Origin of the sequence: Mycoplana sp. MJR14 (assembly GCF_029210525.1) — a bacterium.
Classification (GTDB): domain Bacteria; phylum Pseudomonadota; class Alphaproteobacteria; order Rhizobiales; family Rhizobiaceae; genus Mycoplana.
The window spans coordinates 539495-563776 of record NZ_JARGEO010000004.1 but is presented as its reverse complement, the minus strand read 5'-3'; the positions used below and the strand labels follow the sequence as shown (position 1 = coordinate 563776).

Here is a 24282-nt window from a genome sequence, read left to right as displayed (position 1 = left end):
GCTCCCTGAAACTGCGGATGGCGGGATCGGTCACGACAGGCTTGGTCCCGGTCATCAGCTGCGATAGTCGCCGTTGATCTCGACATACGCCTTGGTCAGGTCGCACGTCCAGACGGTCGCCTTGCCGGTCCCGAGACCGATCTCGACGCGAATGGCGATGTCCTCTTCCTTCATGACGGCGGAGGCGGCCTCTTCCGAGTAGGCCGGATCGCGCTCCCCGTCGACGGCGACCCGCACGTCGCCGAACCAGATGGCCAGGCGGTCGCGGTCCGCCATCTCGCCGGACTTGCCGACGGCCATCACCACGCGGCCCCAGTTGGCGTCCTCGCCGGCGACCGCCGTCTTCACCAGCGGCGAATTGGCGATCGAAAGCGCGATCCGCTTGGCGGCGGCGTCGCTCTCCGCCCCCTCGACGGTGATCGCCACCATCTTGCGCGCGCCCTCGCCGTCGCGAACCACCTGCAGCGCCAGATCCTTCAGGAGATCGTTCAGGGTCGCCCTGAAGGCCGCGAGCGCGGGATCGGCCGGCCCGGAAACGGGCTTCTGGCCATCGGCTGCCGCAGCCCCCGTGGCAAACAGCAGGAGCGTGTCGGAAGTCGACGTGTCGCTGTCGACGGTGACCGCATTGAACGTCGGCTCGACGCCTTCGGACAGCAGTGCCTGCAGCGTGGCGGCAGGAATGTCGGCGTCGGTGACGACGAAGGACAGCATCGTCGCCATGTCCGGGGCGATCATGCCCGCCCCCTTGGCCATACCGTTGATCCGCACCTCGACGTCGCCGATCCGTGCGGTCCGCGTCGCGACCTTCGGATAGGTGTCCGTGGTCATGATCGCCTTCGCCGCCTCGAACCAGAAGTCCTCCCTGGCGGCGACGGCGAGCCCGTCCAGCACGCCGGAGAACCTGGTGGCGTCCAGCGGCTCGCCGATGACGCCGGTGGAGGCGAGGAACACCTCCCCCTCGCTGCAGCCGGCGGCCCTGGCCGCGGCGGCTGCCGTCATCGCCGTCGATTCGCGGCCCTTGCGGCCGGTGAACGCATTGGCGTTGCCGGAATTGACGACCACCGCCCGGGCCTTGCCGCCCGCAAGGTTGGCCCGGCAGAAATCGACCGGCGCCGAGGGGCACTTCGACCGAGTGAACACGCCTGCGACCGCAGCCGGTCCGTCGAAGACCATCATGAGCACATCGGTGCGCCCCTTGTACTTGATGCCGGCGGCGGCGGTTGCCATCCGCACGCCGCGGACCGGCGGCATGTCGGCGAAGGACTTGGGAGCGAGCGGTGAGACCGGACCGGACATGGGTATTTCCTGCCAATGGGGACGGCCCGCCACGGGGCGGGCCATGATCGAGATTTACTGCTGCTGTTCGGCCGGCTGTTCGGTCGCCGCCGGCTGATCCGGCGAAGCCTGCTGCGGCTTGTTGATCTGCTCGTAGGCGGTCTTCAGCGCCGGATCATCGATCTCGACCGTTGCCGCGCCCTTCGCAGCCTCCAGCAAGGCGACATACTTGTCGCGCATGATCAGCTGGCGCACCTGCGGCTCGACCTGTTCGAGCGCCGGCGGCGCCTGCGTGCGCTTGTCCTCCACGAGGATCACGTGATAGCCGAACTGGCTCTTCACCGGCGTCTTGGTATAGGCGCCCTTGTCCAGCGCGAAGGCTGCGGCCTCGAATTCCGGCACCATGCGGCCCTTGGTGAAGTAGCCGAGGTCGCCGCCTTCGGATGCGGCGTCGGTCGACTTCTCCTTGGCGAGATCGGCAAAGTTCTTGCCGCCGTCGAGCGCGGCGATGACGTCCTTCGCCTCCTGCTCGGTCTTCACCAGGATATGGCGGGCCCGGACTTCCTCCTGCGGCTCGATCGCTGCGATTTCCTTCTCGTAGCGCGCCTTCACCTCGTCCGGCGTGATCGCATCGACCACGTGCTTCTTGAAGTAGGCGTTGTGCAGTTCGCGCTCGGTCAGGAAGGCGACGCGCTGCTTGAAGGTGGCATCGTTCTCCAGCCCCTCCTTGCTCGCATCGGCGGCCAGCACCTTCACGTCGATGATGGCCGACAGGGCGGCAACCCGCTTCTGCTCCGGCGGCAGATTGGCAAGCTGCGGATCGAGACCCGCGATCGCCAGGTCGATCTCGGACTGGCGCACTTCCGCGCCGCCGACCTTGGCCACGACCGGATCGGAGGCGTCCTGCGCGAAGGCGGCGCCATGGGCGGCGGTAATGGCGACCAGCGCCACCGCTGCGAGCTTGCTGTATTTGAACATTCTCATAAACCTTTCACAGTCGGCCAACTTCGATGCGAAACCGGCTCTCCCCCGGTTGAACAGCACCGGAATGTGGCCGTTGTGTAACCGATTGCGCCGTTGACATCATTCGACCCCCCTCTTATCTGTCACGCAATCCCGCGTCCAGAACGTTTCCGGGCGTTTCACGGCTTTGCACGCATCATCGTCGGCGCCCCGAGACGCCTGCGACAGAGAAGAAAGGACCATCCTGATGGTCAGCCTCGGCGGGCTCGCCCGCAAACTGTTCGGCTCGTCTAACGAGCGCCGCATCCGCTCCTACAGGGACAGGGTCGCCGCCATCAATGCCCTCGAGGAAGAGACCAAGGCGCTTTCCGACGAGCAGCTGGCCGCCAAGACGGTGGAGTTCCGCAAGCAATTGGCCGAAGGCAAGACGCTCGACGACCTGCTCGTGCCGGCGTTCGCCGTCGCCCGAGAGGCCGCGGTGCGCACGCTCGGGCTTCGCCCCTTCGACGTGCAGCTGATCGGCGGCATGATCCTGCATGACAAGTCGATCTCCGAGATGAAGACCGGCGAAGGCAAGACGCTGGTGGCCACGCTGCCGGTCTATCTCAATGCCCTTGCCGGCAAGGGCGTGCACGTCGTCACCGTCAACGACTACCTGGCCCGCCGCGACGCCGCGCAGATGGGCAAGATCTACGGCTTCCTCGGCATGTCGACCGGCGTCATCGTCCATGGCCTCGACGACGACCAGCGCCGCGAGGCCTATGCCTGCGACGTCACCTACGCCACCAACAACGAGCTCGGCTTCGACTACCTGCGCGACAACATGAAGTACGACCGCGCCCAGATGGTCCAGCGCGGCCACTTCTACGCGATCGTCGACGAGGTCGACTCGATCCTCGTGGACGAGGCGCGGACGCCGCTGATCATTTCCGGCCCGCTCGACGACCGCTCCGACCTCTACATCACCATCGACGCCTTCATTCCGATGCTGTCGGAGGAGGACTACGAGATCGACGAGAAGCAGCGCTCGGCGAACTTCTCCGAGGTCGGCACCGAGAAGCTCGAGAACCTTCTGCGCGAGGCGGGCCTGCTGAAGGGCGAATCGCTCTACGACGTCGAGAACGTCGCGATCGTCCATCACATCAACAACGCCCTGAAGGCCCACAAGCTCTTCACCCGCGACAAGGACTACATCGTCCGCAACGGCGAGATCGTCATCATCGACGAGTTCACCGGCCGCATGATGCCGGGCCGCCGCTATTCCGAAGGCCAGCACCAGGCGCTGGAAGCCAAGGAGAAGGTGCAGATCCAGCCCGAGAACCAGACGCTCGCCTCGATCACCTTCCAGAACTACTTCCGCATGTACCAGAAGCTCGGCGGCATGACCGGCACGGCGGCGACGGAAGCCGAGGAATTCGGCAACATCTACGGCCTCGAGGTCGTGGAGGTCCCGACCAACCTGCCGATCCAGCGCAAGGACGAGGACGACGAGGTCTACCGGACGGTCGAGGAGAAGTACAAGGCGATCATCGAGGAGATCAAGGACGCGCAGAAGCGCGGCCAGCCGATCCTGGTCGGCACCACCTCGATCGAGAAGTCGGAACTCCTCGCCGAGCGCCTGAAGATGTCGGGCGTGAAGAATTTCCAGGTCCTCAATGCCCGCTACCACGAGCAGGAGGCCTACATCGTCGGCCAGGCCGGCGTGCCGGGCGCGGTCACGATCGCGACCAACATGGCCGGCCGCGGCACCGACATCCAGCTCGGCGGCAATCTCGACATGCGGCTGGAGCGCGAGCTCGCCGAGATCGAGGACGGTGCCGAGCGCGAGGCGAAGAAGCAGGCGATCATTGCGGAAGTGAAGCAGTTGAAGGAACAGGCGCTCGCCGCCGGCGGCCTTTTCGTGCTTGCCACCGAACGCCACGAGAGCCGGCGCATCGACAACCAGCTGCGCGGCCGCTCCGGCCGCCAGGGCGACCCCGGCCGTTCCAAGTTCTACCTGTCGCTCCAGGACGACCTGATGCGCATCTTCGGCTCCGACCGCATGGACGGCATGCTGCAGAAGCTGGGCCTCAAGGAGGGCGAGGCGATCGTCCACCCCTGGATCAACAAGGCGCTGGAGCGCGCCCAGAAGAAGGTCGAGGCCCGCAACTTCGACATCCGCAAGAACCTGCTCAAGTATGACGACGTCCTGAACGACCAGCGCAAGGTCATCTTCGAGCAGCGGCTGGAGCTGATGGATGCCGAAAACATCACCGACATCGTCGAGGACATGCGCCAGGAGGTCATCGAGAACCTCGTCAAGCTGCACATCCCCGAAAACGCCTATGCCGAGCAGTGGGACACGGCCGGCCTGAAGAACGGCGTCGCCCAGTACCTCAACCTCGACCTGCCGGTCGAGCAGTGGGCCGCCGAGGAAGGCATCGACGAAGCCGATATCCTCGAGCGCGTCAGGGCCGCCGCCAACCAGGCCGCGGCCGATCGCGCCGAACGCTTCGGTCCGCAGATCATGGCCTATGTCGAAAAATCGGTCGTGCTGCAGACGATCGACCATCTCTGGCGCGAGCACATCGTCAATCTCGACCACCTGCGTTCCGTCATCGGCTTCCGCGGCTACGCCCAGCGCGATCCGCTGCAGGAATACAAGGGCGAGGCCTTCGAACTGTTCCAGGCGCTGCTGGCGAACCTTCGCCAGACCGTGACGGCGCAGCTGATGCGTGTCGAGCTCGTCCGCGAGGCGGCCGAGGCGCCGGCGCCGGCCCTGCCGGTCATGGAAGGCCACCACATCGACGGCACGACCGGCGAGGACGATTTCGGCGAAGGCGGCTTCATGGCCGTCGGCGTCAACCCGCGGGACCGCGACCCGCAGAACCCCGAGACCTGGGGCAAGGTGAGCCGCAACGAGCCCTGCCCCTGCGGTTCGGGCAAGAAGTACAAGCACTGCCACGGCGTGTTCGAGCAAGCCTGATCCTCGCCTACATGTGAAACGTGAACGATGCCGCCTGCGGGCGGCATTGTCGTTTCCGGGGAGCGCGCCGGGGCCCGGTCGGGCGAGCGGCCCGAAACCCGGACCCGCCGCTTGCAAGCGGCCTGCCCACGCTTTGTTAACCGTGATCTGTCAAGACTGCCGCGTGTGTATTGCGTGAATGTTCGGGTAGCTGTGTTCATGGCGGTGATTCAGTCGGCAGAGAAGCTGCTGCCAAACGGCCTGCGCCGCAAGCTGGCGCCGTTCACGCGCCAGCTCGGCGCGATCCTGGCCGGCGACGACCCGCGCAACCTCGCCCAGCGCATGGCCATGATCGCCTTCGTCATCCGCGTCGTCAGCGCTGCGATCGCCTTCGTCTCCCAGATCATCATGGCCCGGATGATGGGCGAGTTCGAATACGGCATCTTCGTCTTCGTCTGGGTGCTGGTCGTCATCTTCGGCAATCTCTCCTGCCTCGGCTTCCACTCCACCGTGGTGCGCTTCCTGCCGCAGTACAACGCCGGTACCGCCCATGCCGAGATCCGCGGCCTGACCCTCGCCGCCCACAGCTTCTCGATCGCCTCGTCCAGCCTGCTGGCCCTGATCGGCCTCCTCGGCCTCTGGCTGTTCTCCGCACACCTCGACAGCTACTACGTCGTGCCGGTCTATCTCGGCATCTTCTGCCTGCCGATGATCGCGCTCGGCGATGTCCTGGAGGGCACGGCGCGCGCGCACAGCTGGGCGGTGGTGGCGCTGAGCCCCACCTATCTCGTCCGCCCGCTGCTGATCCTCGTCTTCCTCGTGGCGGCCGTGTTCCTCGGCGCGCCGCATACGGCGGTGACGGCCATGGCCGCGGCGCTGGCGGCCACCTACCTCACCTCGGTCGTGCAGTTCTTCAATGTCGGCCACCGGCTTCGCAGGGCCTATCTGAACGGGCCGCGCCGGTTCGAGTTCGGCACCTGGATCCGGGTGGCCCTGCCGATCTTCCTGATCGAGGGCTTCGGCTTCCTGCTGACCAATTCCGACGTCGTCGTCGTCGGCCTCGTCCTCGATCCCGAGAGCGTCGCCATCTACTACGCCGCCGCCAAGACGATGGCGCTGGTCCATTTCGTGCTGTTCTCGGTCAAGGCGGCGGCCGCGCCGCGCTTCTCCGCCCTCTACGGGCAGGGCGACCGCGCCGGGCTGGCGCATTTCGCCGGCGAGACCGTCCGCTGGAGTTTCTGGCCCTCGCTTGCCGTCGGCCTGGCCGTCCTGCTGGTGGGCGATTTCCTGCTGTCGCTGTTCGGCCCGGCGTTCACCGCCGGCTACGGCGTCATGGTCATCCTGCTGATCGGCATCCTCGCCAAGGCCGCCATCGGCCCCGGCGAGGTGCTGCTGACCATGGCCGGCCAGCAGAAGCTGTGCATGTGGCTCTATGCGGTGGCGCTGGCGGCCAATATCGGCCTCAACATCGCTCTCATCCCGCCCTTCGGCATCGACGGCGCCGCCATCGCCACCGCCGGCGCCATGGCGCTGGAGGCCGCCATGCTCTTCGCCGCCGTCCGCCGCATGCTGGGCATCACCATCTTCGCGTTTGCCGCGCCGATCGGCGCCGCAGAACGCCACGACAAGGCAGACTGACATGACCTTCATCTCGGGATCCGGCAGCGAGGGACTGGGTGCACCGCAGGGGGCCTCCCATCTGTCCGTGCAGCAGGCGCCGGCGGCCGAGCATCGCATCGCCGTGGGCCGGCCCGGGCGGTCGCTCTCGCTCTATCCGGCGATCGCCGGCTACGACCTTCAGCAGGAACTCGACTACCTCGCCAACCGGGCCCTGGAGCCGAACGTCTTCTTCACCGGCCGCTTCCTGGCGCCCGCCATGCCGCGGCTGGAGGACCGCACCGTCCGCCTCTCGCTGATCCGCGACGAGGACGAGCGGCGCAGCCGCATCCGCTTCCTCATGCCGTTCTCGGTGGAACGGCCCGGCTTCTCCATGGGCACGGCGATCATCCGCGGCTGGTCCAACCCGTTCGGACCGCTGGGCACGCCGCTCGTCGACACCGAAGACGCGGCCGAGACCATCGACAACCTGCTCGAGGCGCTGGCGCGACCGACGACCGGCCTGCCGCCGATCCTCGTCCTGCCCGACCTGCGGCTCAACGGGCCGTTTGCAGCACTGGTGCGCGCCGTCGCCATCGGCCGCAACCTTCCCTTGACGCTGGCGAACACCTACCAGCGGCCGATGCTCGAAAGCCTGCAGGACGGGCCGACCTACCTGCGGCAGGCGATCTCGCCGCAGCACTTCCGCGAACTGCAGCGGCAGTGGCGCAAGCTCGAGGAGACGGGCGAGCTTTCCTACAACGTCGCCCGCCAGCCCTCCGAGATCCGGCTCCGGATGGAGCAGTTCCTGCTGCTGGAAGCGGCCGGCTGGAAGGGGCGCGGGCGCACGGCGATGATCAACGATCGCTATCGCGCCGCCTTCGCCCGCGAGGCGATCACCAATCTCGCCGAGACCGACAGCGTGCGCATCCATACGCTCGACTTCGACGGCAAGGCGATCGCCGCGATGATCGTCTTCCTCGCCGGCGGCGAGGCCTATACGTGGAAGACGGCCTATGACGAAGCCTTCGCGCGCTTCTCGCCCGGCAAGCTGCTGGTGGCGCAGCTGACCGAATGGCATCTCGACGACGCCAACATCGTCCGCTCCGACAGTTGCGCCGTCCCCGACCATCCGGTGATGAGCCGGTTCTGGGAAGAGCGCGAGGAGATGGGGACGCTGGTCATCGGCCTGCAGCAGAACGCCGACCGCGACGTCCGCCAGGTCGCAGCCCAGCTCCACCTCTACCGCAACACCCGCAACGTCGCCCGCATGCTGCGCGACAAGATCCGGGCGCTCGCCAAGCGATAGACGGCCGGCGGGCCGCCCGCTTCAGGCGCCGACCAGACCCTCGGCCTCAGCTTCGGCCACCGCGCGTTCGCGCAGGAACCGGCGGATGACCTTGCCGGACGTGGTCAGCGGCAGGCTGTCCACGAAGGCGACCTCCCGCGGATATTCGTGCATGGACAGCCGCGACTTGACCCAGCCGCCGATCTCGAGCGCAAGCGCCTCGCTCGCAGAAACCCCCGGCCGCAGCATCACATAGGCCTTGACGATCTCGGTGCGCACCGGATCCGGCTTGCCGACGACGGCGGCGATCTGCACGGCCGGATGGCCGGCCAGGCAGTCCTCCACCTCGCTCGGGCCGATGCGGTAGCCGGAGGACGTGATGACGTCGTCGTCCCGGCCGATGAAGGTGATGTAGCCGTCCGCATCCATCCGGCCGAGGTCGCCGGTCGTCATCCAGTCGCCGATGAACTTCTTCTCCGTCGCTGCCGCGTTGTTCCAGTAGCCGAGGAACATCACCGGATCCGGCCGGCGGACGGCGATCTGGCCGGCCTCGCCCGGCGGAAGTTCCTGCCCGTCCGCATCGATGATCGCGACGGTATGGCCCGGAACGGCCTTGCCGATCGGCCCGGGGCGGGACACGCCGAGGCGACCGATCGAGCCGATGACGATGTTGCACTCCGTCTGGCCGTAGAATTCGTTGATCGTGATGCCGAGCGTGCGGCGCACCCATTCCCAGGTTTCCCGCCCGAGCGATTCCCCCGCCGTGCCGATGGTCCGCAGGTTCAGCCGGTAGTGCTGCAACGGCTCGTCCACGCTCTTCATCAGCCGCAGCGCCGTCGGCGGGATGAAGGCGTTGCGCACGTCCATCTCCGCCATGATCCGGTAGGCCATGTGCGGATCGAACTTCTGCCCCGGCGAGGAAACGACGGGAACGCCCAAAAGCAGCGCCGGCAGGAGCGCATTCAGCAGACCGCCCGCCCAGGCCCAGTCCGCCGGCGTCCAGATCCGGTCGCCGGGCTGCGGCAGGAACTCGTGGTGCATCTGGAAGCCGGGCACGTGACCGAGCAGCACGCGGTGTCCGTGCAGCGCGCCCTTCGGCGGCCCGGTGGTGCCGGAGGTATAGATCATCAGCGCCGGATCGTCCGGGCCGCTGTCGACCGGTGTGAACGGCCCTTCGCCGGCAGCCTCCACCGCTTCGAACGGCACCGTTCCGGCCGGCCCTTCTGCGCCGACGTGCACGATCAGCGACAGGTCCTCGAGACCGTGCCGGATCTCCGCCAGCCGCTCGAAGCCGAAGGCGTTGGTGACGACCGCCCGCACGCCCGCATCCCGCAGCCGGAATTCCAGGGCTTCGGCGCCGAACAGCAGCGCCAGCGGCAGGGCGATCGCGCCGAGCTTGTAGATCGCGACATGGGCGATCACCGTCTCGAAGCCCTGCGGCAGCAGGATGGCGACCCGGTCGCCGGGGCGGATGCCCTTTGCGGCCAGTCCGCCTGCGAAGGCGGACGAGCGTTCGGCAAGCGCCGCATAGGTCATGCCGAGGTGATGACCGTCCGGGCTGAAATGCTGGAGACAGATGCGATCGGGCGCACGCTCCGCCCACCGGTCGGCCACCGCGGTGCCGATGTTGAAGCGCTCGGGGATGTCCCAGCGGAAATCGCCGTAGAGCGCCTCGTATGTCGTTCGTTCTGGCAGCATGGCGCAACGCAGCCTCCTCGCTGCATTGCACTAACATTTCACAAGAACTTGCTGCAATGCCCCCTGCCCGGCGCTATCCGGCAACGAGGGCGGATTCCACCGCGCGAACCCCAGGCACCGAACGGGCGATCTCGATGGCGCGGGCGACCTCCTCCAGCGAGCCGACGCGGCCCGTCAGATAGATCACCCCGTTTTCGCTGGTGACGGCAACGTCGGAGGGATCGAGCGTGCCGGCAGCGGCCAGCGCATCCGCCACCGCCGTCTCGAGCACGGCCGGGTGCGGGCCATCGAAATGCTCCGGAATCTCGCCGTGAAACGTCCCTTCCTTGAAAACCATCCTGGCCTCCTCACCGTCCCGCCCGCTTCTGCCGGGCTTCAATTCAGGATCGTGCGTTCAACGTCACACGCCGCGCGGCGTTCCGCGCATTCGATATACAACGGTGATTTTTCCTGTAATCCTTCATCGTCAAGGCTCAATCATTCGCATTTGTAGACAATCATGAACGATCGCGACCTGCACGAAATTCACCTCTGGCTGTCGCAGGAGGGTTATCGGGGCACCGACGAGGCCGACCTGATCACCGGCTTCTGCGAGCGCTGCAATGCCAGCGGGCTTCCGATCGACCGGGCGCTGGCGATCATCGACACGCTGCATCCGGACTTCGAGGGCCGGGCGTTCCACTGGGAGAGCACGGGCCCGGTGCCGGACGCGGTCCGCGAATACGAGGCGACCACCGAAGGCAGTGCGCTGGAATCCTGGCGCGCCTCGGTCTTCTACCACCTCATGACGCAGGACATCGACGAGATCCACCGTCCGTTCCTGCGCGGGGCGCCCGCGGACTTTTCCAACATGGCGGAGCTGCGCGGGGCGGGGCACACCGACTACATTGCGATGATCCACCGCTTCACCGAGACCGGCCGCGTGGGCGAGATGGATGCGTTCTTCTCGAGCTGGACGACGCGCGATCCCCAAGGCTTCAGCGAGGACGGCCTTCGCGCGCTGCGCTATCTGGTGCCCACGCTGGCGCTGGCGGTCAAATGCACCTCCTCCATCCGCATCATCGGCACGCTCGCCGACGTCTATCTCGGCCGCGACGCGGGCCGGAAGGTGGTGAGCGGGCAGATCAACCGCGGCGCGGTGGAGAAGATCGATGCGGTGATCTGGTTCTCCGACCTTCACAACTACACCAGCATTTCCGACCGGACCGAACCCGAGCAGATCATTCCCTTCCTCAACGACTATGCCGGGCTGGTGATCGACGCGGTCCACGACCACGGCGGCAGCGTGCTGAAGCTGATCGGCGACGGCGTGCTTGCGATCTTCCGCTCCGGCGACCGCCATTCGGACTGCGTGGCGGCGCTCGATGCCGAGCGCACCGTGCACCGGAACCTCGGCAAGCTCAACGCCAGGCGCCTTGCCGACGGCATGCCGGCGACCGAGGTCTATCTCGGCCTCCATGTCGGCGAGGTGCTCTACGGCAACATCGGCAGCCAGAGCCGCCTGGATTTCACCGTGGTCGGCCCGGCGGTCAACCAGGTGAGCCGGATCTCGCAGCTCTGCACCTCGGTCGACCGGGACGTGCTGATGTCGCGCGATTTCGTCGACGCCTGCCCGCACGAGCGCATCGCCGAGATGGTGTCGCTCGGCCGCTATGCGCTGCGTGGCGTCGGCCGGGCGACCGAACTCTTCACGATCGACCCGGAAATGCGTTAGCCGCGACGCCCGGCCCGGCCATGGCCGGGCTCGGCAGCGACCGCGGGAAGGCCGCTCAGGCCGCCTCGCGGCGCAGCGCCTGCGCCATGCAGTGGATGCCGCCGCCGGTCTTGGAGATTTCCGCCGTGTCGACCGCGGCGACCTCGAAGCCGCGCGCCTTGAGCTGTTCGATCAGCGTCTTGCTCGAGGTCGGCGCGATGATCTTGGCATTGCCGAGCGACATGAAGTTGCAGCCGAGCGCCATCGTGTCGGGGAACGGCACGTCGACGATGTCGTGACCCTTCTCCTTCAGCCAGGTGACGATCGCCGGATCGGTGCAGTCGAGGCAGACGGCCGTCAGCTTCTCGGCGATCGGCACGACCATCAGGTCGATGTGCACGTAGTACTCGTCGATGAAGGCGAGCCGCGTCTCCCAGCCCTCCTGGTCGAACCAGTCCTTGACCTGCCGCGCGCCGTCCTCGTTGGTGCGCGCACCGCCGCAGCCGATCAGCACCACGCCATCCTCGATCACGTTGAAATCGCCGCCCTCGAAGGTACCGGCCGTCACCATGTCGTAGATCGGAATGCCGAGCTTCTCGTAGGTGCGGATCGCGGCGTAGTTCTCGCCACGCCGCCAGGGCTGCGCCATCGCCGTGATGATCGCGCCGTAGGGCGTCATCACCGAGGAATCGCGCGAGTAGACCTGCATCGGCAGTTCCGGGGTTGGCTCGTGCCAGTGGATCCTGACGCCGAAATGCTCGTAGGCGGACACGAGCTCCTTGTGCTGCGCCTGCGCCACCTGGATGTTGCAGGGGTTCTCGCGCAGGTGCTTGCGCGACAGCGACGAGGTCGCCATGTGCCTGAGATAGGCCGGCGAGCCGAGCAGGACGTCGGTCAGCCTGTCGGTCTCGTTGCGGAACCCAAAGCCCTCGAGCCGCCGGGTGGCGCCTTTCAGGTTGCGCCGCTGAAGGGAAAAGGGCTCGTCGAACGATATCGTCATGGGTGCGTCTCCAGGCGTTCAGAGGAAGGGATCCACCAGTCGCGGCCGCGCGGCGTGGTGACATATTCGGGCCAGCGGAAGCCGGTCGGCGGGTCGTAGTCGCACAGCGGCGCGATCCATCCGCTGCCGCCGACGCCGCCGCCGGTGCGCTTCAGGAATTCGTCCATCGCCGCCCGCCGCGCCGCCTCGTCCTCCAGCAGCCGCAGGGCGGAACTCGCAAGGATCTTGGCGGCGGTGATCACCATGGGGTCGATCGTCGCCGGGATGCCGCCGAGCGCATTCATCACCCAGGACGGATAGCGGTATCCGGCCGGCGCCTTCAGCGCCGGGCGGGCGACGTAGAAGCGGGCGAGCGGCGCGTGCCAGGACATGTCGGTATAGTCGTCCGACGTCGAGTTCAGCTGCGACGGCGGCAGGTCGCGGCGCAGGATCGCCTCGGCCTCGCGCGGGTCGACCAAAAGCTCCAGCTCGTCGATGAACGGTTGCTCCATCGCCTCCAGGCCGCAGTTCTCCTGGATCGTACGCGCCACGGCGCGGGCCTCCTCGCCGAAGCGCGGCGGGCCTATGTCCTGCATCGCCTGCCAGACGAGGTCGGCCATGGCATGGTTGGCCAGGCCGGGACGCGACTTGCACACCCAGTGCCGCTCGACGCGGCAGCCGGTCATGGCGGCGGCGGCCTGTGCGTTGCGGTCGAGCACCGCCGTCACCTGCTCGGCCATGGCGATGGTCGGCACGCGGATCATGTACTGGATCTCGGCGAGCCCGGCCGGCAGGTTGTCCGCCGTCGCCTGCCCCGCCGTCAGGATCGCCTCGCTGATCGACCAGCCGCCCTGGTGCGGCAGCATCGAGTCGCGCAGGGCCTTGGAGGACTGGTACATCGTCATCAGCGCATCGTTCGCCCCCGGCGCGCGCACGGCCGAATGCGACTGCGGGATCGGCGCGCCATCATGCGCATCGCGCATCCACGCCTCCGGCTCGTCGCAGAGGAAGCGGTAGATCATCGCATAGGCCGCGCCGCAATGGGTATCCCAGCGCACCGTGTTGCACATCGGCAGCATGTAGAACGGGTGGAAGGAGAGCATCGCATCCAGCCCGTCGTAGTAGCCCGCGGCCGCATGGATCGGCTTGGAGCCGCGCACCTTCTCCGCCGGCTCGCCGGTGAAGCGCAGCGTGCCGCCGATGCCGTACCGCTCCATGGCGGCCTTCGTCGCCAGCAGGCCGCCGAGCCCGGCGATCCCGAGCCCCGAATGCGGATCCGTGTGCCCGCCGGCATGGACGGACAGCCCGTCCCGGGGCATCCGCCGCGTCGTGGCCGCCTGGCAGTTTCCCGGCACCGCGTCATATTCGGCATAGAGACCGATCGAGGGCCCGGGACCGTTCGACCACACGGCGGCAAAGGCCGTCGGCATGCCGGCGGAGCCCTCCTCGACGGAGAAGCCGTGGGCGCGCAGCGTGCGCACATACCAGTCCGCCGACCGGTATTCGCGCCATGCGGTCTCGCCGAAGTCGAAGATCGTCGCGGTCCAGTCCGACAGCTCGGAGCGAAGGAAGTCCAGATGGTCGAGCGCGTGGGACTGGGCGGCCGAGCGAGGCATGTCGATCTCCTTGTGCCGGCCACTACAACCCACTTCGAAATTCCGAAAAAGTGAAATATCTTCCAACGATCGACAAATTCCGTTCACCTTTGCTCACAAATTGAACGGCAAACCGGGACCCTCGGCATGAAGCATCTTCCCTCCACGCAATCCCTGCGCGCGCTCGACAGCTTCGCCCGGCACGGCTCCGTCTGGAAGGCGGCCGACGAGCTGAACCTGACCCGCAGCGCCGTCAGCCACCAACTGCGGCTGCTGGAGCGCGACCTCGGCTTCCAGCTTCTCAACCGGGTGGGAACGCGGGTCGAGCTGACCGAGCAGGGCATGGGCTATGCGCTCGACGTCCGGCGCGCCCTGAACACGATCTCCGGCTCCGCCGCGCGCCATGCGAGCCGCGGCGTCAGCGGCACCATCAACGTCTGCTGCACGCCCGGCTTCGCCGCGAGCTGGCTGTGCGCAAGGATCTACGACTTCCGCGAGGCCCATCCCGACGTCCGCCTGACGATCCAGACCCCGCACCGGCTCGACGACGTCAGCAACCCGGACGTCGATGTCTTCATCGCCTTCGGCTACGGCTACTGGCCCGACATGCAGGTGGAGCTGCTGAAGGAGGTGGACTTCACCCCGCTGTGCAGCCCGGTCCTTCTCAACAAGGTCACGAGCCTCGCCGATCCCGCGGACCTCGCCCGCGCCTGCCTTTTGCACCTCGTCGACGACACCGACTGGGAGAACTGGCTGACGGTCGCCGGCGTCGACCCGGCGCTGGCGCGCAGCGGCATCACCTTCTCCGACATGAACCTCGTCTATTCGGCGGCGATGGCGGCGCAGGGCGTGGCGATGGGCGACGAGTTCATCTGCCGCGGCGCCATGGCGAACGGCGCGCTCGTGCGCCCGTTCGACATCAAGATCAAGTCGAAGAATGCCTACTATCTGGTCGTGTCGGACGCCAAGGCGGACACCTCCTCGGTCAGGGCCTTCACCGCATGGCTGAAGGAAGAGGTGATGAAAAATGACGCAGGGCCGATGGCCGGATAGCCCGTTCGACAGGCGCCTTGGTGAATTTCGTTTGTCGAGCAGAGAAAAAGAATTTGTTTGTGCTCGCCTGACTTGCTTCGTACTGTCTCGGCCGGAACGAGGGACGGCTTATGCAGATCGCGAGGCAGGCGGCTGAACTGACCGCTCAGGGAATTGGCAGGGCCTATGGCGATTTCCATGCCCTCACCGACATCTCCCTGACCATCGGCCGCGGCGAGTTCCTCACCCTTCTCGGCCCGTCCGGATCGGGCAAGACCACCTTCCTGATGATCCTGGCCGGCTTCGACAGGCCGACCGCCGGCACGCTGTTCAAGGACGGCGCCGACATCACCCGCCTGCCGGCGGAAAAGCGCGCCTTCGGCATGGTCTTCCAGGGCTATGCGCTGTTTCCGCACATGTCGGTGGAGAAGAACATCGCCTTCCCGCTGCAGATCCAGGGCCGGCAGCCGGCGGAGATCAAGAGCCGCGTCGACGACATGATCGACCGCGTCGGCCTGCGCGGCCACGAGAAAAAGCGGCCGGCCGACCTCTCGGGCGGCCAGCAGCAGCGCGTGGCGCTGGCGCGGGCGCTGGTCTTCGGCCCCTCGGTGCTCCTGCTCGACGAGCCGTTCTCTGCGCTGGACAAGAACCTGCGCGGGTCGATGCAGGACGAGGTCCGTCGCCTTCACGAGGAGACGGGCACCACCTTCGTCTTCGTCACGCACGACCAGTCCGAGGCGCTGGCGCTGTCGACACGGGTGGCGATCTTCAACCAGGGCCGGCTGCAGCAGGTGGCGAGCCCGCGCGACATCTACGAGCGCCCCGCCAACCGCTTCGTCGCCGAGTTCCTCGGCGACATCAACATCCTGCCGCTCACGGCCGCGGCGATGAACGGCCGCGGCGCCGTCGCCCGCTGCGGCGAGCAGCAGATCCGCATCGCCGCCGCCGCCGGTTCGCCGACCGCCAATCTCGCGATCCGCCCCGAGCACATGGCGCTTTCGGCCGAGCGCCCGGCGGCCGGCAACATGCTGCCGGTGACGATCGAGACCGTCACCTATCTCGGACCGGTGACCCGCTTTGCCGCGCGTGTCGATTCCGGGCCTGCGCTAGTGCTGGAGACGCCGACGCACGCAACGACACCGAACCTCGCCCCCGGCAGCCATGCCTGGGTCAGCTGGAAGGAGGAACAGGGCTACTTCCTCTGAAGCCGGCCGAACCCGCGGGAGGCGCGACATCCGAACGATCGAAATCAAGCATGCCAAATCATAACAATATGAGGTGAACAACATGACTGACAATTTCGAGAAAGACTGCCTGGACATCCTGGACCGGAAGGTGGCGCGCGGGGAGATTTCGCGCCGCCGTTTCACCCAGATCGCCGCATTCCTGCTCCTCGGCGCGCCGGCCGCGCTGAAGGCCAAGGGCGCGCGCGCCGCCGCCGACGAGCTGGTCTTCGTCAACTGGGGCGGCGACGCCGGCACGGCCTATGACAAGGCCTATGGCGAGCCCTTCAAGGCCGAGACCGGCATCACCGTCAAGCAGGACGGTTCCGGCCCGACGGAGGGCGCGGTCCAGGCGCAGTTCGAGAGCGGCTCGCCCACCTGGGACATCGTCGACATCGACCCGTTCTCCGCCGAGGCGCTCGGCAAGAAGGGCATGATGGAGCCGATCGACTACGCGATCGTCGACAAGGCGAAGATGCGCCCGGGCTTCGGCTGGGAATATGCCGCCTCCACCTACTTCTTCTCCTACATCATCGCCTACGACGCCTCGAAGTTCGGCGACAAGGTGCCGACCGGCATGGCGGATTTCTTCGACGTGGAGAAATTCCCCGGCAAGCGCTCGCTGTACAAATGGGGTGCCGGCATGTGGGAAGCCGCCCTCCTCGCCGACGGCGTTCCCGCCGACAAGCTCTACCCGCTCGACCTCGACCGCGCCCACAAGAAGATCGCGGCCTTCAAGGACAACATCGTCTCCTTCTGGGGCGGCGGCTCGGAGAGCCAGTCGGTCCTTCTGAACGGCGAGGCCTCGATGGCGCTGATCTGGTCGACCCGGGCCAGCCTGATCGAGAAGGATTCCGGCGGCGCGATCAAGTTCGTCTGGGACCAGGGGCTGATCTCGCCGGGCGCGATGGGCGTGATCAAGGGCAATCCCGGCGGCAAGGAGAACGCGATGAAGTTCATCGCCTCCGCGCAGGTCCCCGAAAAGCAGGTGATCATGTTCGACATGCTCGGCCAGGGCCCCGCCAATCCGGCGGCCGACGCGCTGCTCAACCCCGAGCAGGCGCGCCTGAACCCGGTCGATCCGGCCAACATGTCCAAGCAGATCGCCCTCGACATGGCCTGGTACGAGACCAATTACGGCCCCGCCCTCGACGCCTACACCAAGGTGATCTCGGCCTGACCTCAAGGCGCGGCGCATCCGTCGGCGGCTGTCCCTGCGCGTTCGCCCGATCCTTGCCGAAAGCCCCTCGTCCGGCCTTCGGTCCCCTTCTCCCCCGATGGGGAGAAGCAAGGCGCCGCACGCACCGCAAGGTCGCCCCTAGACGGTCGCCGGGTGCCGGGCGACAACGCATTTCGGCGGCCCGCCGATCCGTCTCCAGCGCCGTTGCAGGGTGACGGCCGATCGCAATCTCCCTCTTCTCCCCGGCGGGGAGAGGGTGGCCCGAAGGGCGTGACGCGGGGGCGCCCGGCGCCCGGCAGAAAACGCAAGTCCCAGACCACGAAAGACCCAGACCAGGGAAGACCCGATGCGCGACATGCTGAAACCCGCCCTCCTGATCGGTCCGCTCCTGCTGTTCCTGGCGGCGGCCTACGTCGTGCCGTTCCTCGGAGTCGTCAGCTGGAGCTTCACCCTGCCGGAGCCGGGGCTTCACAACTATGCCGATGCCGTCAGCGACGAACTGATCCTGTCGGTTTTCCTGCGCACCTTCCGCATCTGCCTCTTCGTCACCGTCTTTGCGGTGATCGCCGCCTACGCGATCGCGCTCGTCTGGGTGCGGGGCACGCCCGGCCAGAGGCTGGCGGCCGAGGTCTGCATCCTCATCCCCTTCTGGATCTCGGTCTTGACGCGCGCCTTCGGCTGGGTGGCGCTGCTTTCCAACCGCGGCCTCCTCAACACCTGGCTGATGCAGCTCGGGGTGATCTCCGAACCGCTGACGCTGGTGCGCAACGAGTTCGGCGTCATCCTCGGCATGGTGCACTTCCTGATCCCCTTCGCCGTCTTTCCGATCGCCTCGGCGATGCGCAGCCTCGACGAGCGCGTGCTGCTCGCCGCCCGCGGCATGGGCGCCTCGCGCGCCCGCACCTTCTTTCAGGTGTTCCTGCCGATGACAGCACCGGGCGTCCTCGGCGCCGCCATCATCGTCTTCGTCTTCTCGCTCGGCTTCTTCATCACGCCGGCAATCCTCGGCGGCGGCCGCTCGGTCATGGCGGCGGAACTGATCTACCTGCGCATCTTCCAGAGCCCGAACTGGGGGCTGGGGGCGGCGATCAGCGTGCTGATGATGGTGGTCGTCGGCCTGCTGCTCGGCCTTTTGATGCGCTATGCCCGCCCGAAAAGCATGCTGAGCTGAGGAAGGTCAGACGATGTACAGGCCCGGTCCCCTCGCCCTCGTGCTCGCGGCTTTCGTCGCGGTCTTCCTGCTGCTGCCGCTGTTTGCCGTCGTCCCCGTGTCGTTCACGCCCGCCCGGTTCCTGACCATGCCGAGCGGCGACTGGTCGCTGCGCCACTATCAGGCGCTGATCGACAACCCGGCCTGGCTGCAGGCCACCCTTCTGTCGATCCGCATCGCGCTGCTGAGCGCGGCGATCTCGACGGCGCTCGCGCTCGCCTTCAGCCTCGGCCTGTGGATGTATCGCCCCTGGTTCTCGAGCCTCCTGATCGGCTTCGTGTTGATGCCGATGGTGGCGCCGCCGGTCGTCTCGGCGATCACGCTCTACTTCTTCCTGACGTCGCTCTCCCGCCTCAACGGCCTCGTCGGCTACGACACCACGCTCGGGGTGGCCCTGGCGCATTCGGTGATGATCGTGCCCTTTGCGGTCGTCCTCATCATGGTGTCGCTGGCGCAGCTGGACCGCCGCATCGACCTGGCCGCCCGCGGCTTCGGCGCCGGCGTCCTCCAGCGCGTCTTCCGGGTGATCGTGCCCAATATCCGCTTCGGGCTGATGACCGCGTTCTTCCTCGCCTTCGTGCTGTCGTGGGAGGAGATCGGCGTGACGCTGTTCATCACCTCGGTCAACGCCGTCACCCTGCCGCGGATGATGTGGATGGGCCTGCGCGACAACATCGACCCGGCGATCGCGGCGATCTCGGTGGTGCTGATCATCGTCGTCATCGGCGTGATCCTCGGCAAGACGGCGATCACCGCGATGGCCGCGAAGAAGCCGTAGCGCGGGCCGTCACCCCTTCTTGCCGGCGTAGTCGCTCCTGACGATGCCGTGCCGCTGCAGCTTGTCGTAGAAGGTCTTGCGCGGCACGCCGAGGGCGGCCAGCGACTGCTGCACGTCGCCGCCGTGCAGTCGCAGGGTTTCGCGAATGATCTCCGCCTCGAGGCGTTCCAGCCTTTCCGGCAGCGGCAAAGCGTCGGCGGCGACCGTGACGGCGCCGGCGTCCTGCCCATCGTCCGGCTCCATCCCGAGCACGACGCGCTCGGCGAAATGCGACAGCTCGCGCACGTTTCCCGGCCAGTCGTGCTCGCGCAGGTGCCGGCTCGCCGCCGCCGTCAGCTGCGGCAGGTCGCGCCCGAAGCGCTTCGCCGCCCGCTCGGCGAAATAGCCGAACAGGAGCGGCACGTCGTCCCGCCGCTCGCGCAGCGGCGGAATGGCGAGGCTGACCACGTTCAGGCGATAGTAGAGGTCCTCGCGAAAATCGCCGCGCTGCGCGGGGTCGCCGAGATCAACCTTGGCGGCGGCGACGACCCTCAGGTCGACCGGCCGCACCTCGTTGGTGCCGAGCGGCGTCACCTCGCGCATCTCCAGCACCCGCAGCATCCTGACCTGGCTTTCCGGCGGCATGCTTTCGATCTCGTCCAGAAACAGCGTGCCGCCGCTGGAATGCTCGATGCGGCCGATGCGCTTTTTCTGCGCCCCGGTGAAGGCACCCGGCTCGTGGCCGAAGAGCTCGCTCTCGATCACCTGCTCCGGCAGCGCGCCGCAGTTGAGCGCCACGAAATGGCCCTTGGACCGCCGGCTCCAGCGGTGCAGCAGGGTCGCCACCACCTCCTTGCCGCTGCCGGTCTCGCCGGTGACGAGCACGTCGACGTCGGTGTCGGCGATCTGCCGCAGCATGTCGCGCAGGCGCAGCATGGCGCGCGACTGGCCGATCAGCGGCAGGTCGCCCTCCACATCGCGCGCCGCCGCGCGCAGCCGCCGGTTCTCCATCACCAGCGCCCGCTTTTCCGCCGCCCGCCGGACCGACTGGACGAGACGGTCGGTGGCAAACGGCTTGGTGACGAAGTCATAGACCCCGTCCTGGATCGCCTTGACGGCCATCGCGATATCGCCGTGGCCCGTCATCAGCACCACCGGGATCTCGGCGTCGAGCCGCTGGATCTGCGCGAACAGCTCCAGCCCGTCCATGCCGGGCATGCGGATGTCCGAGACGACCACGCCCGGAAACTCCGCATCGAGCGCCGCCACCGCCTCGCGGCCGGAAGCGAAGGTCGCGGTGTCGAAGCCGGCGAGCTGCAGCGTCTGCGCCGTCGCCCGCAGCAGGTCCCGGTCGTCGTCGACGAGATGGACGGGAACGGTCATGCGCTGTCTCCCGCAGGTTTGAGATGGACGGCAAAGCAGGTGCCGTCCGGTCCGGTCCGGACCTCGATGCGGCCGCCATAGTCGGTGACGATGTCCTTGGAGATCACGAGCCCGAGGCCGAGCCCCTTCTCCTTCGACGAATTGAAGGGCGAGAACAGCTCGCCCATGACCTGCGGCGCGATGCCGGGGCCATTGTCGGCGACCGAGACCACCACCATGCCGTCGATCGCCTGCATCGACACCGCCACGACCGGATCCGGCCGCCCGGCGACCGCCTCCAGCGCGTTCTGGAAGAGATTGATGAACACCTGCTCGAGCCGCAGGCGGTTTCCGAGGACGACGAAGCGGTGCGCGGCGGGATCGATGCGGAGCGCTTCGAGGCTGCCGGCAAAGCGGCTCCTGAGAAGCTCGACGGCCCCCTCGATCACCTCGCGCAGGCCGACCGGTTCGGCGCCTGCCCTGCCCCGTCGCGCGAGCGCCTTCAGGTCGTCGGTGATCGCGCCGATGCGCTCCGTCAGCCCGGCGATCTGCTCGAGGTTCTCCACCGCCGTGCCCGCCTGCTGCCGCGCGAGGAAGACCTTGGCGTTGTCGGCATAGGCGCGGATGGTCGCGACCGGCTGGTTGATCTCGTGCGCCACGCCGGCCGCCACCTGTCCGAGGATCGCCAGCCGGTTGGCCTGCACCAGTTCCTGCTGGACGGCCTGCAGCCGTGTCTCGGTCGAGCGGTGCTCGGCGATCTCGGCCTGCAGCCGGTCGCGGGCATGGGTCAGGTCCGCCGTCCGCTCCTCCACCCGGCGTTCCAGCACGGAGCGCGCTTCCTCGGCCGCCGCGATCGCCGCCAGCGCCAGCTGCCGGCGGCGGAGCCAGAGGGCGGCGGCGGCAAGCAGCGGCGCCAGCGCCAGGAGCGCCATCATCCGCGCCTCCCGGACGGCGGCGGCGACGGTGGGCTGCAGCGGCACCAGATAGCCGAGCCGCCAGGGCGTCGATGCGGCCGGCACGAGGATCCGCAGGTAATCGGCGCTGCCGCCCCCGGGCAGGGCCGCCGTGATGATCGCACTGTCCGGTCCGACGGTGCGCCGCTCGGCGATCGGCAGCGGCACGAGCGGGGCGTTGCCGAACTGCAGGCTCTCGCGGATCGCCGTCAGGCTGTCGGCCGGAAGCGGCCGCGTCGTCATGAACCGCCAGGACGGAATGCTGGAGATCAGCACCACGTCGTTGTCGTCGACGACGAATACCGGCCGCCCCGCGGCGGCCCAGTCACGCTCCAGCCCGTCGAACTCCATCTTGACCACGACGACGCCCTGCGGATCGGAGGCGTCGCCGACACGGTGGGAAATGTAGAGCCCGGGCCGCTTGCTGACGCTGCCGAGCGCGAAATGCTCCGCCTTCCCGTCGGCGATCCCGCGGGTGAAATAGGGGCGGAAGGCATAGTTGCTGCCGACGAAGCTGTCGGGTTGCTGCCAGTTGCTGGATGCGATCGCCAGGCCGCTGGCGTCGGTCACGTAGATCACCGAGGCGCTGGCGCCCTGGACGATCTGCTCCAGCTTCCGGTCGAGACGCTCGCGGTTTTCGGCCGTCGGCTGGGAAAGCGCGTCCTGCACGTCGCGGTCCAGCGACAGCAGGAGCGGCACGGCGCGCGGACGCTCCAGCACCGCCTGCAACAGCGAGACCTTGATATTGGCGTCGGTGAGGCCCTGCGCCTCGAGCGCCGACAGCGCGCTGGAGCGGCCGTAGACGCCCGCCGCGACCAGCGCGATGGTGACGAGCAGCGCCGCCACCGCGGCAAAAACCGCCCAGGCGCGGTCGGCGGGACCGCCGGCCAGGGACCGGGTCAGGGTCCGGGCGAGGGACCGGGGGAAGGATGTGGCGGGCAGGAACCGGTGCATCGCCCATCATGTGCATGAAACCGCACGGACGGCAAGGAAAACTGTGCGGAAAATCGCACATGACGACACTGCCGGTGGCGCGACATTCAACGAAATCCATATTTTTCAATCTGTTAGCACGCGCGCGCGGAACTGGCACGCCGTTTGCTGACCCTCCGACCGATGTACTTGTTCGCCCCGGGAGGCCGATTGCGGTTGGGGCACAACGGAGGATCACATGCAGATTTCGACTGACGGCGCGATCAAGCGCGAGACCCTGCCCTTCTACCGGCACCTCTATTTCCAGGTTCTGGTGGCGATTGCCGCCGGCATCCTGCTCGGCCACTACTACCCCGAGCTCGGCGCTTCGCTGAAGCCGCTCGGCGACGCCTTCATCCGCCTCGTCAAGATGATCATCGCACCGGTGATCTTCCTGACCGTGGCGACGGGCATTGCCGGCATGTCCGACCTGAAGAAGGTCGGCCGCGTCGCCGGCAAGGCGATGATCTACTTCCTGACCTTCTCGACGCTGGCGCTCGCCGTCGGCATGCTGGTCGCCAACGTCGTCCAGCCGGGCGCCGGCATGCACATCGACCCGGCCTCGCTCGACGCCAAGGCGGTCGCCTCCTACGCCACCAAGGCGCACGAGAGCACGATCACCGGCTTCCTGATGAACATCATCCCGCAGACGATCGTCGGCGCCTTCGCCGAGGGCGACATCCTGCAGGTGCTGTTCTTCTCGGTCCTGTTCGGCATTGCGCTCGGCATGGTCGGCGACAAGGGCAAGCCCGTCACCGATTTCCTGCACGCGCTGACCACGCCGATTTTCCGCCTCGTCGCCATCCTCATGAAGGCCGCCCCGATCGGCGCCTTCGGCGCCATGGCGTTCACCATCGGCAAGTACGGCATCGGCTCGGTCGCCAACCTCGCCTTCCTGATCGCCACCTTCTACGTCACCTCGCTGCTGTTCGTCTTCGTCGTGCTCGGCGCCGTCGCCCGCTACAACGGCTTCTCGATCGTGGCGCTGGTCCGCTACATCAAGGAAGAGCTGCTGCTCGTGCTCGGCACCTCCTCCTCCGAAGCCGCCCTGCCGGGCCTGATGCAGAAGATGGAAGCCGCCGGCTGCAAGCGCTCCGTCGTCGGCCTCGTCATTCCCACCGGCTATTCCTTCAACCTCGACGGCACCAACATCTACATGACGCTGGCGGCCCTCTTCATCGCCCAGGCCGTCGACATCCAGCTGTCCTTCGCCGACCAGATCCTGCTGCTGCTGGTCGCCATGCTGAGCTCCAAGGGCGCCGCCGGCATCACCGGCGCCGGCTTCATCACGCTGGCGGCGACGCTCTCGGTCGTCCCCTCCGTCCCCGTCGCCGGCATGGCGCTGATCCTCGGCATCGACCGCTTCATGTCGGAATGCCGCGCGCTGACGAACTTCGTCGGAAACGCCGTCGCCACCATCGTGGTGGCCCGGTGGGAGAACGAGCTCGACGTCGAAAAGCTCAACGGCGCGCTTGCCGGACGAAGGAACGAGCAGTTGCAGCCGGCCGGCGCGCTCCAGCCCGCCGAGTAGTTCCTCCCAGGGAAAGAGACCGCGGTCTCCG

General features: G+C 67.4%; 18 protein-coding genes. 10 read left to right on the top strand and 8 right to left on the bottom strand.

Annotation, left to right across the window (positions count from 1 at the left end):
• Window positions 1-54: 54 nt before the first annotated feature.
• Together argJ and P0086_RS13205 are read right to left on the bottom strand one after the other, a co-directional pair.
• Entirely contained in the window at window positions 55-1296 is a 1242-nt protein-coding gene (gene argJ, locus P0086_RS13210) for a bifunctional glutamate N-acetyltransferase/amino-acid acetyltransferase ArgJ (RefSeq protein ID WP_275786112.1), read from the bottom strand.
• A gap of 54 nt (window positions 1297-1350) precedes the next feature.
• Complete coding sequence (locus tag P0086_RS13205; RefSeq protein WP_112608434.1) at window positions 1351-2253, bottom strand: peptidylprolyl isomerase; 903 nt, start codon at window positions 2251-2253, stop codon at window positions 1351-1353.
• Window positions 2254-2485: 232 nt separating this feature from the next.
• On the opposite strand from P0086_RS13205, the gene secA reads away from it, so the two are divergent.
• From secA to P0086_RS13190, 3 genes are all read left to right on the top strand, one after another.
• Window positions 2486-5203, top strand: a complete 2718-nt coding sequence (secA, locus tag P0086_RS13200) for a preprotein translocase subunit SecA (protein ID WP_275786108.1) — start codon at window positions 2486-2488, stop codon at window positions 5201-5203.
• A gap of 198 nt (window positions 5204-5401) precedes the next feature.
• Window positions 5402-6820 carry a lipopolysaccharide biosynthesis protein gene (locus P0086_RS13195; protein ID WP_275786105.1) on the top strand — a complete coding sequence of 473 codons (1419 nt, stop codon included), beginning with the start codon at window positions 5402-5404 and terminating at the stop codon, window positions 6818-6820.
• Window position 6821: 1 nt separating this feature from the next.
• Window positions 6822-8087 carry a GNAT family N-acetyltransferase gene (locus P0086_RS13190; protein ID WP_148150317.1) on the top strand — a complete coding sequence of 422 codons (1266 nt, stop codon included), beginning with the start codon at window positions 6822-6824 and terminating at the stop codon, window positions 8085-8087.
• 21 nt (window positions 8088-8108) lie between these two features.
• On the opposite strand, the gene P0086_RS13185 is transcribed toward P0086_RS13190, so the two are convergent.
• Window positions 8109-9764 (bottom strand): AMP-binding protein, encoded by a 1656-nt coding sequence (locus P0086_RS13185; RefSeq protein ID WP_275786102.1) that lies wholly within the window; start codon window positions 9762-9764, stop codon window positions 8109-8111.
• Window positions 9765-9837: 73 nt separating this feature from the next.
• A complete protein-coding gene (locus tag P0086_RS13180; RefSeq protein WP_112595172.1) occupies window positions 9838-10101 on the bottom strand; it encodes a BON domain-containing protein in 264 nt (87 codons plus the stop codon).
• 162 nt (window positions 10102-10263) lie between these two features.
• Between P0086_RS13180 and P0086_RS13175 the strand changes: the two genes are divergently transcribed.
• Window positions 10264-11478: an adenylate/guanylate cyclase domain-containing protein gene (locus tag P0086_RS13175; protein ID WP_112608444.1), complete on the top strand. Its 1215-nt coding sequence runs from the start codon at window positions 10264-10266 to the stop codon at window positions 11476-11478.
• A 55-nt stretch (window positions 11479-11533) separates the two neighbouring features.
• Here P0086_RS13175 and P0086_RS13170 read toward each other — a convergent pair whose 3' ends face one another.
• Together P0086_RS13170 and P0086_RS13165 are read right to left on the bottom strand one after the other, a co-directional pair.
• A complete protein-coding gene (locus P0086_RS13170) occupies window positions 11534-12457 on the bottom strand; it encodes a dimethylarginine dimethylaminohydrolase family protein (protein WP_112616044.1) in 924 nt (307 codons plus the stop codon).
• The gene (locus P0086_RS13165) at window positions 12454-14052 is read right to left on the bottom strand and encodes an amidohydrolase (protein WP_275786095.1); all 1599 of its coding nucleotides are present in this window, start codon (window positions 14050-14052) and stop codon (window positions 12454-12456) included. The genes P0086_RS13170 and P0086_RS13165 overlap by 4 nt, the downstream gene beginning before the upstream one ends.
• Window positions 14053-14178: 126 nt before the next feature.
• On the opposite strand from P0086_RS13165, the gene P0086_RS13160 reads away from it, so the two are divergent.
• The 5 genes from P0086_RS13160 (at window position 14179) to P0086_RS13140 (ending at window position 19454) form a co-directional block, all read left to right on the top strand.
• Window positions 14179-15084, top strand: a complete 906-nt coding sequence (locus P0086_RS13160; RefSeq protein ID WP_112608450.1) for a LysR substrate-binding domain-containing protein — start codon at window positions 14179-14181, stop codon at window positions 15082-15084.
• 110 nt (window positions 15085-15194) lie between these two features.
• A complete protein-coding gene (locus P0086_RS13155) occupies window positions 15195-16268 on the top strand; it encodes an ABC transporter ATP-binding protein (RefSeq protein WP_112595182.1) in 1074 nt (357 codons plus the stop codon).
• An 82-nt stretch (window positions 16269-16350) separates the two neighbouring features.
• Window positions 16351-17466 (top strand): ABC transporter substrate-binding protein, encoded by a 1116-nt coding sequence (locus P0086_RS13150; RefSeq protein WP_112595776.1) that lies wholly within the window; start codon window positions 16351-16353, stop codon window positions 17464-17466.
• 346 nt (window positions 17467-17812) lie between these two features.
• Entirely contained in the window at window positions 17813-18637 is an 825-nt protein-coding gene (locus P0086_RS13145; protein ID WP_275786089.1) for an ABC transporter permease, read from the top strand.
• 13 nt (window positions 18638-18650) lie between these two features.
• Window positions 18651-19454 carry an ABC transporter permease gene (locus tag P0086_RS13140; protein ID WP_275786086.1) on the top strand — a complete coding sequence of 268 codons (804 nt, stop codon included), beginning with the start codon at window positions 18651-18653 and terminating at the stop codon, window positions 19452-19454.
• A gap of 9 nt (window positions 19455-19463) precedes the next feature.
• Here P0086_RS13140 and P0086_RS13135 read toward each other — a convergent pair whose 3' ends face one another.
• Window positions 19464-20816, bottom strand: coding sequence for a sigma-54 dependent transcriptional regulator (locus P0086_RS13135; protein WP_275786084.1), 1353 nt, complete (start codon window positions 20814-20816; stop codon window positions 19464-19466).
• Window positions 20813-22702, bottom strand: coding sequence for an ATP-binding protein (locus P0086_RS13130; RefSeq protein WP_275786081.1), 1890 nt, complete (start codon window positions 22700-22702; stop codon window positions 20813-20815). The genes P0086_RS13135 and P0086_RS13130 overlap by 4 nt, the downstream gene beginning before the upstream one ends.
• 217 nt (window positions 22703-22919) lie before the next feature.
• Between P0086_RS13130 and P0086_RS13125 the strand changes: the two genes are divergently transcribed.
• Window positions 22920-24251, top strand: coding sequence for a dicarboxylate/amino acid:cation symporter (locus P0086_RS13125; protein ID WP_112595192.1), 1332 nt, complete (start codon window positions 22920-22922; stop codon window positions 24249-24251).
• The last annotated feature ends 31 nt before the right edge of the window (window positions 24252-24282 follow it).

What these genes read in the sequence shown, in the direction of transcription:
- argJ (WP_275786112.1), bottom strand. Translation starts at nt 1,296, where the DNA reads ATGTCCGGTCCGGTCTCACCGCTCGCTCCCAAGTCCTTCGCCGACATG.
- P0086_RS13205 (WP_112608434.1), bottom strand. Translation starts at nt 2,253, where the DNA reads ATGTTCAAATACAGCAAGCTCGCAGCGGTGGCGCTGGTCGCCATTACC.
- secA (WP_275786108.1), top strand. Translation starts at nt 2,486, where the DNA reads ATGGTCAGCCTCGGCGGGCTCGCCCGCAAACTGTTCGGCTCGTCTAAC.
- P0086_RS13195 (WP_275786105.1), top strand. Translation starts at nt 5,402, where the DNA reads ATGGCGGTGATTCAGTCGGCAGAGAAGCTGCTGCCAAACGGCCTGCGC.
- P0086_RS13190 (WP_148150317.1), top strand. Translation starts at nt 6,822, where the DNA reads ATGACCTTCATCTCGGGATCCGGCAGCGAGGGACTGGGTGCACCGCAG.
- P0086_RS13185 (WP_275786102.1), bottom strand. Translation starts at nt 9,764, where the DNA reads ATGCTGCCAGAACGAACGACATACGAGGCGCTCTACGGCGATTTCCGC.
- P0086_RS13180 (WP_112595172.1), bottom strand. Translation starts at nt 10,101, where the DNA reads ATGGTTTTCAAGGAAGGGACGTTTCACGGCGAGATTCCGGAGCATTTC.
- P0086_RS13175 (WP_112608444.1), top strand. Translation starts at nt 10,264, where the DNA reads ATGAACGATCGCGACCTGCACGAAATTCACCTCTGGCTGTCGCAGGAG.
- P0086_RS13170 (WP_112616044.1), bottom strand. Translation starts at nt 12,457, where the DNA reads ATGACGATATCGTTCGACGAGCCCTTTTCCCTTCAGCGGCGCAACCTG.
- P0086_RS13165 (WP_275786095.1), bottom strand. Translation starts at nt 14,052, where the DNA reads ATGCCTCGCTCGGCCGCCCAGTCCCACGCGCTCGACCATCTGGACTTC.
- P0086_RS13160 (WP_112608450.1), top strand. Translation starts at nt 14,179, where the DNA reads ATGAAGCATCTTCCCTCCACGCAATCCCTGCGCGCGCTCGACAGCTTC.
- P0086_RS13155 (WP_112595182.1), top strand. Translation starts at nt 15,195, where the DNA reads ATGCAGATCGCGAGGCAGGCGGCTGAACTGACCGCTCAGGGAATTGGC.
- P0086_RS13150 (WP_112595776.1), top strand. Translation starts at nt 16,351, where the DNA reads ATGACTGACAATTTCGAGAAAGACTGCCTGGACATCCTGGACCGGAAG.
- P0086_RS13145 (WP_275786089.1), top strand. Translation starts at nt 17,813, where the DNA reads ATGCGCGACATGCTGAAACCCGCCCTCCTGATCGGTCCGCTCCTGCTG.
- P0086_RS13140 (WP_275786086.1), top strand. Translation starts at nt 18,651, where the DNA reads ATGTACAGGCCCGGTCCCCTCGCCCTCGTGCTCGCGGCTTTCGTCGCG.
- P0086_RS13135 (WP_275786084.1), bottom strand. Translation starts at nt 20,816, where the DNA reads ATGACCGTTCCCGTCCATCTCGTCGACGACGACCGGGACCTGCTGCGG.
- P0086_RS13130 (WP_275786081.1), bottom strand. Translation starts at nt 22,702, where the DNA reads ATGCACCGGTTCCTGCCCGCCACATCCTTCCCCCGGTCCCTCGCCCGG.
- P0086_RS13125 (WP_112595192.1), top strand. Translation starts at nt 22,920, where the DNA reads ATGCAGATTTCGACTGACGGCGCGATCAAGCGCGAGACCCTGCCCTTC.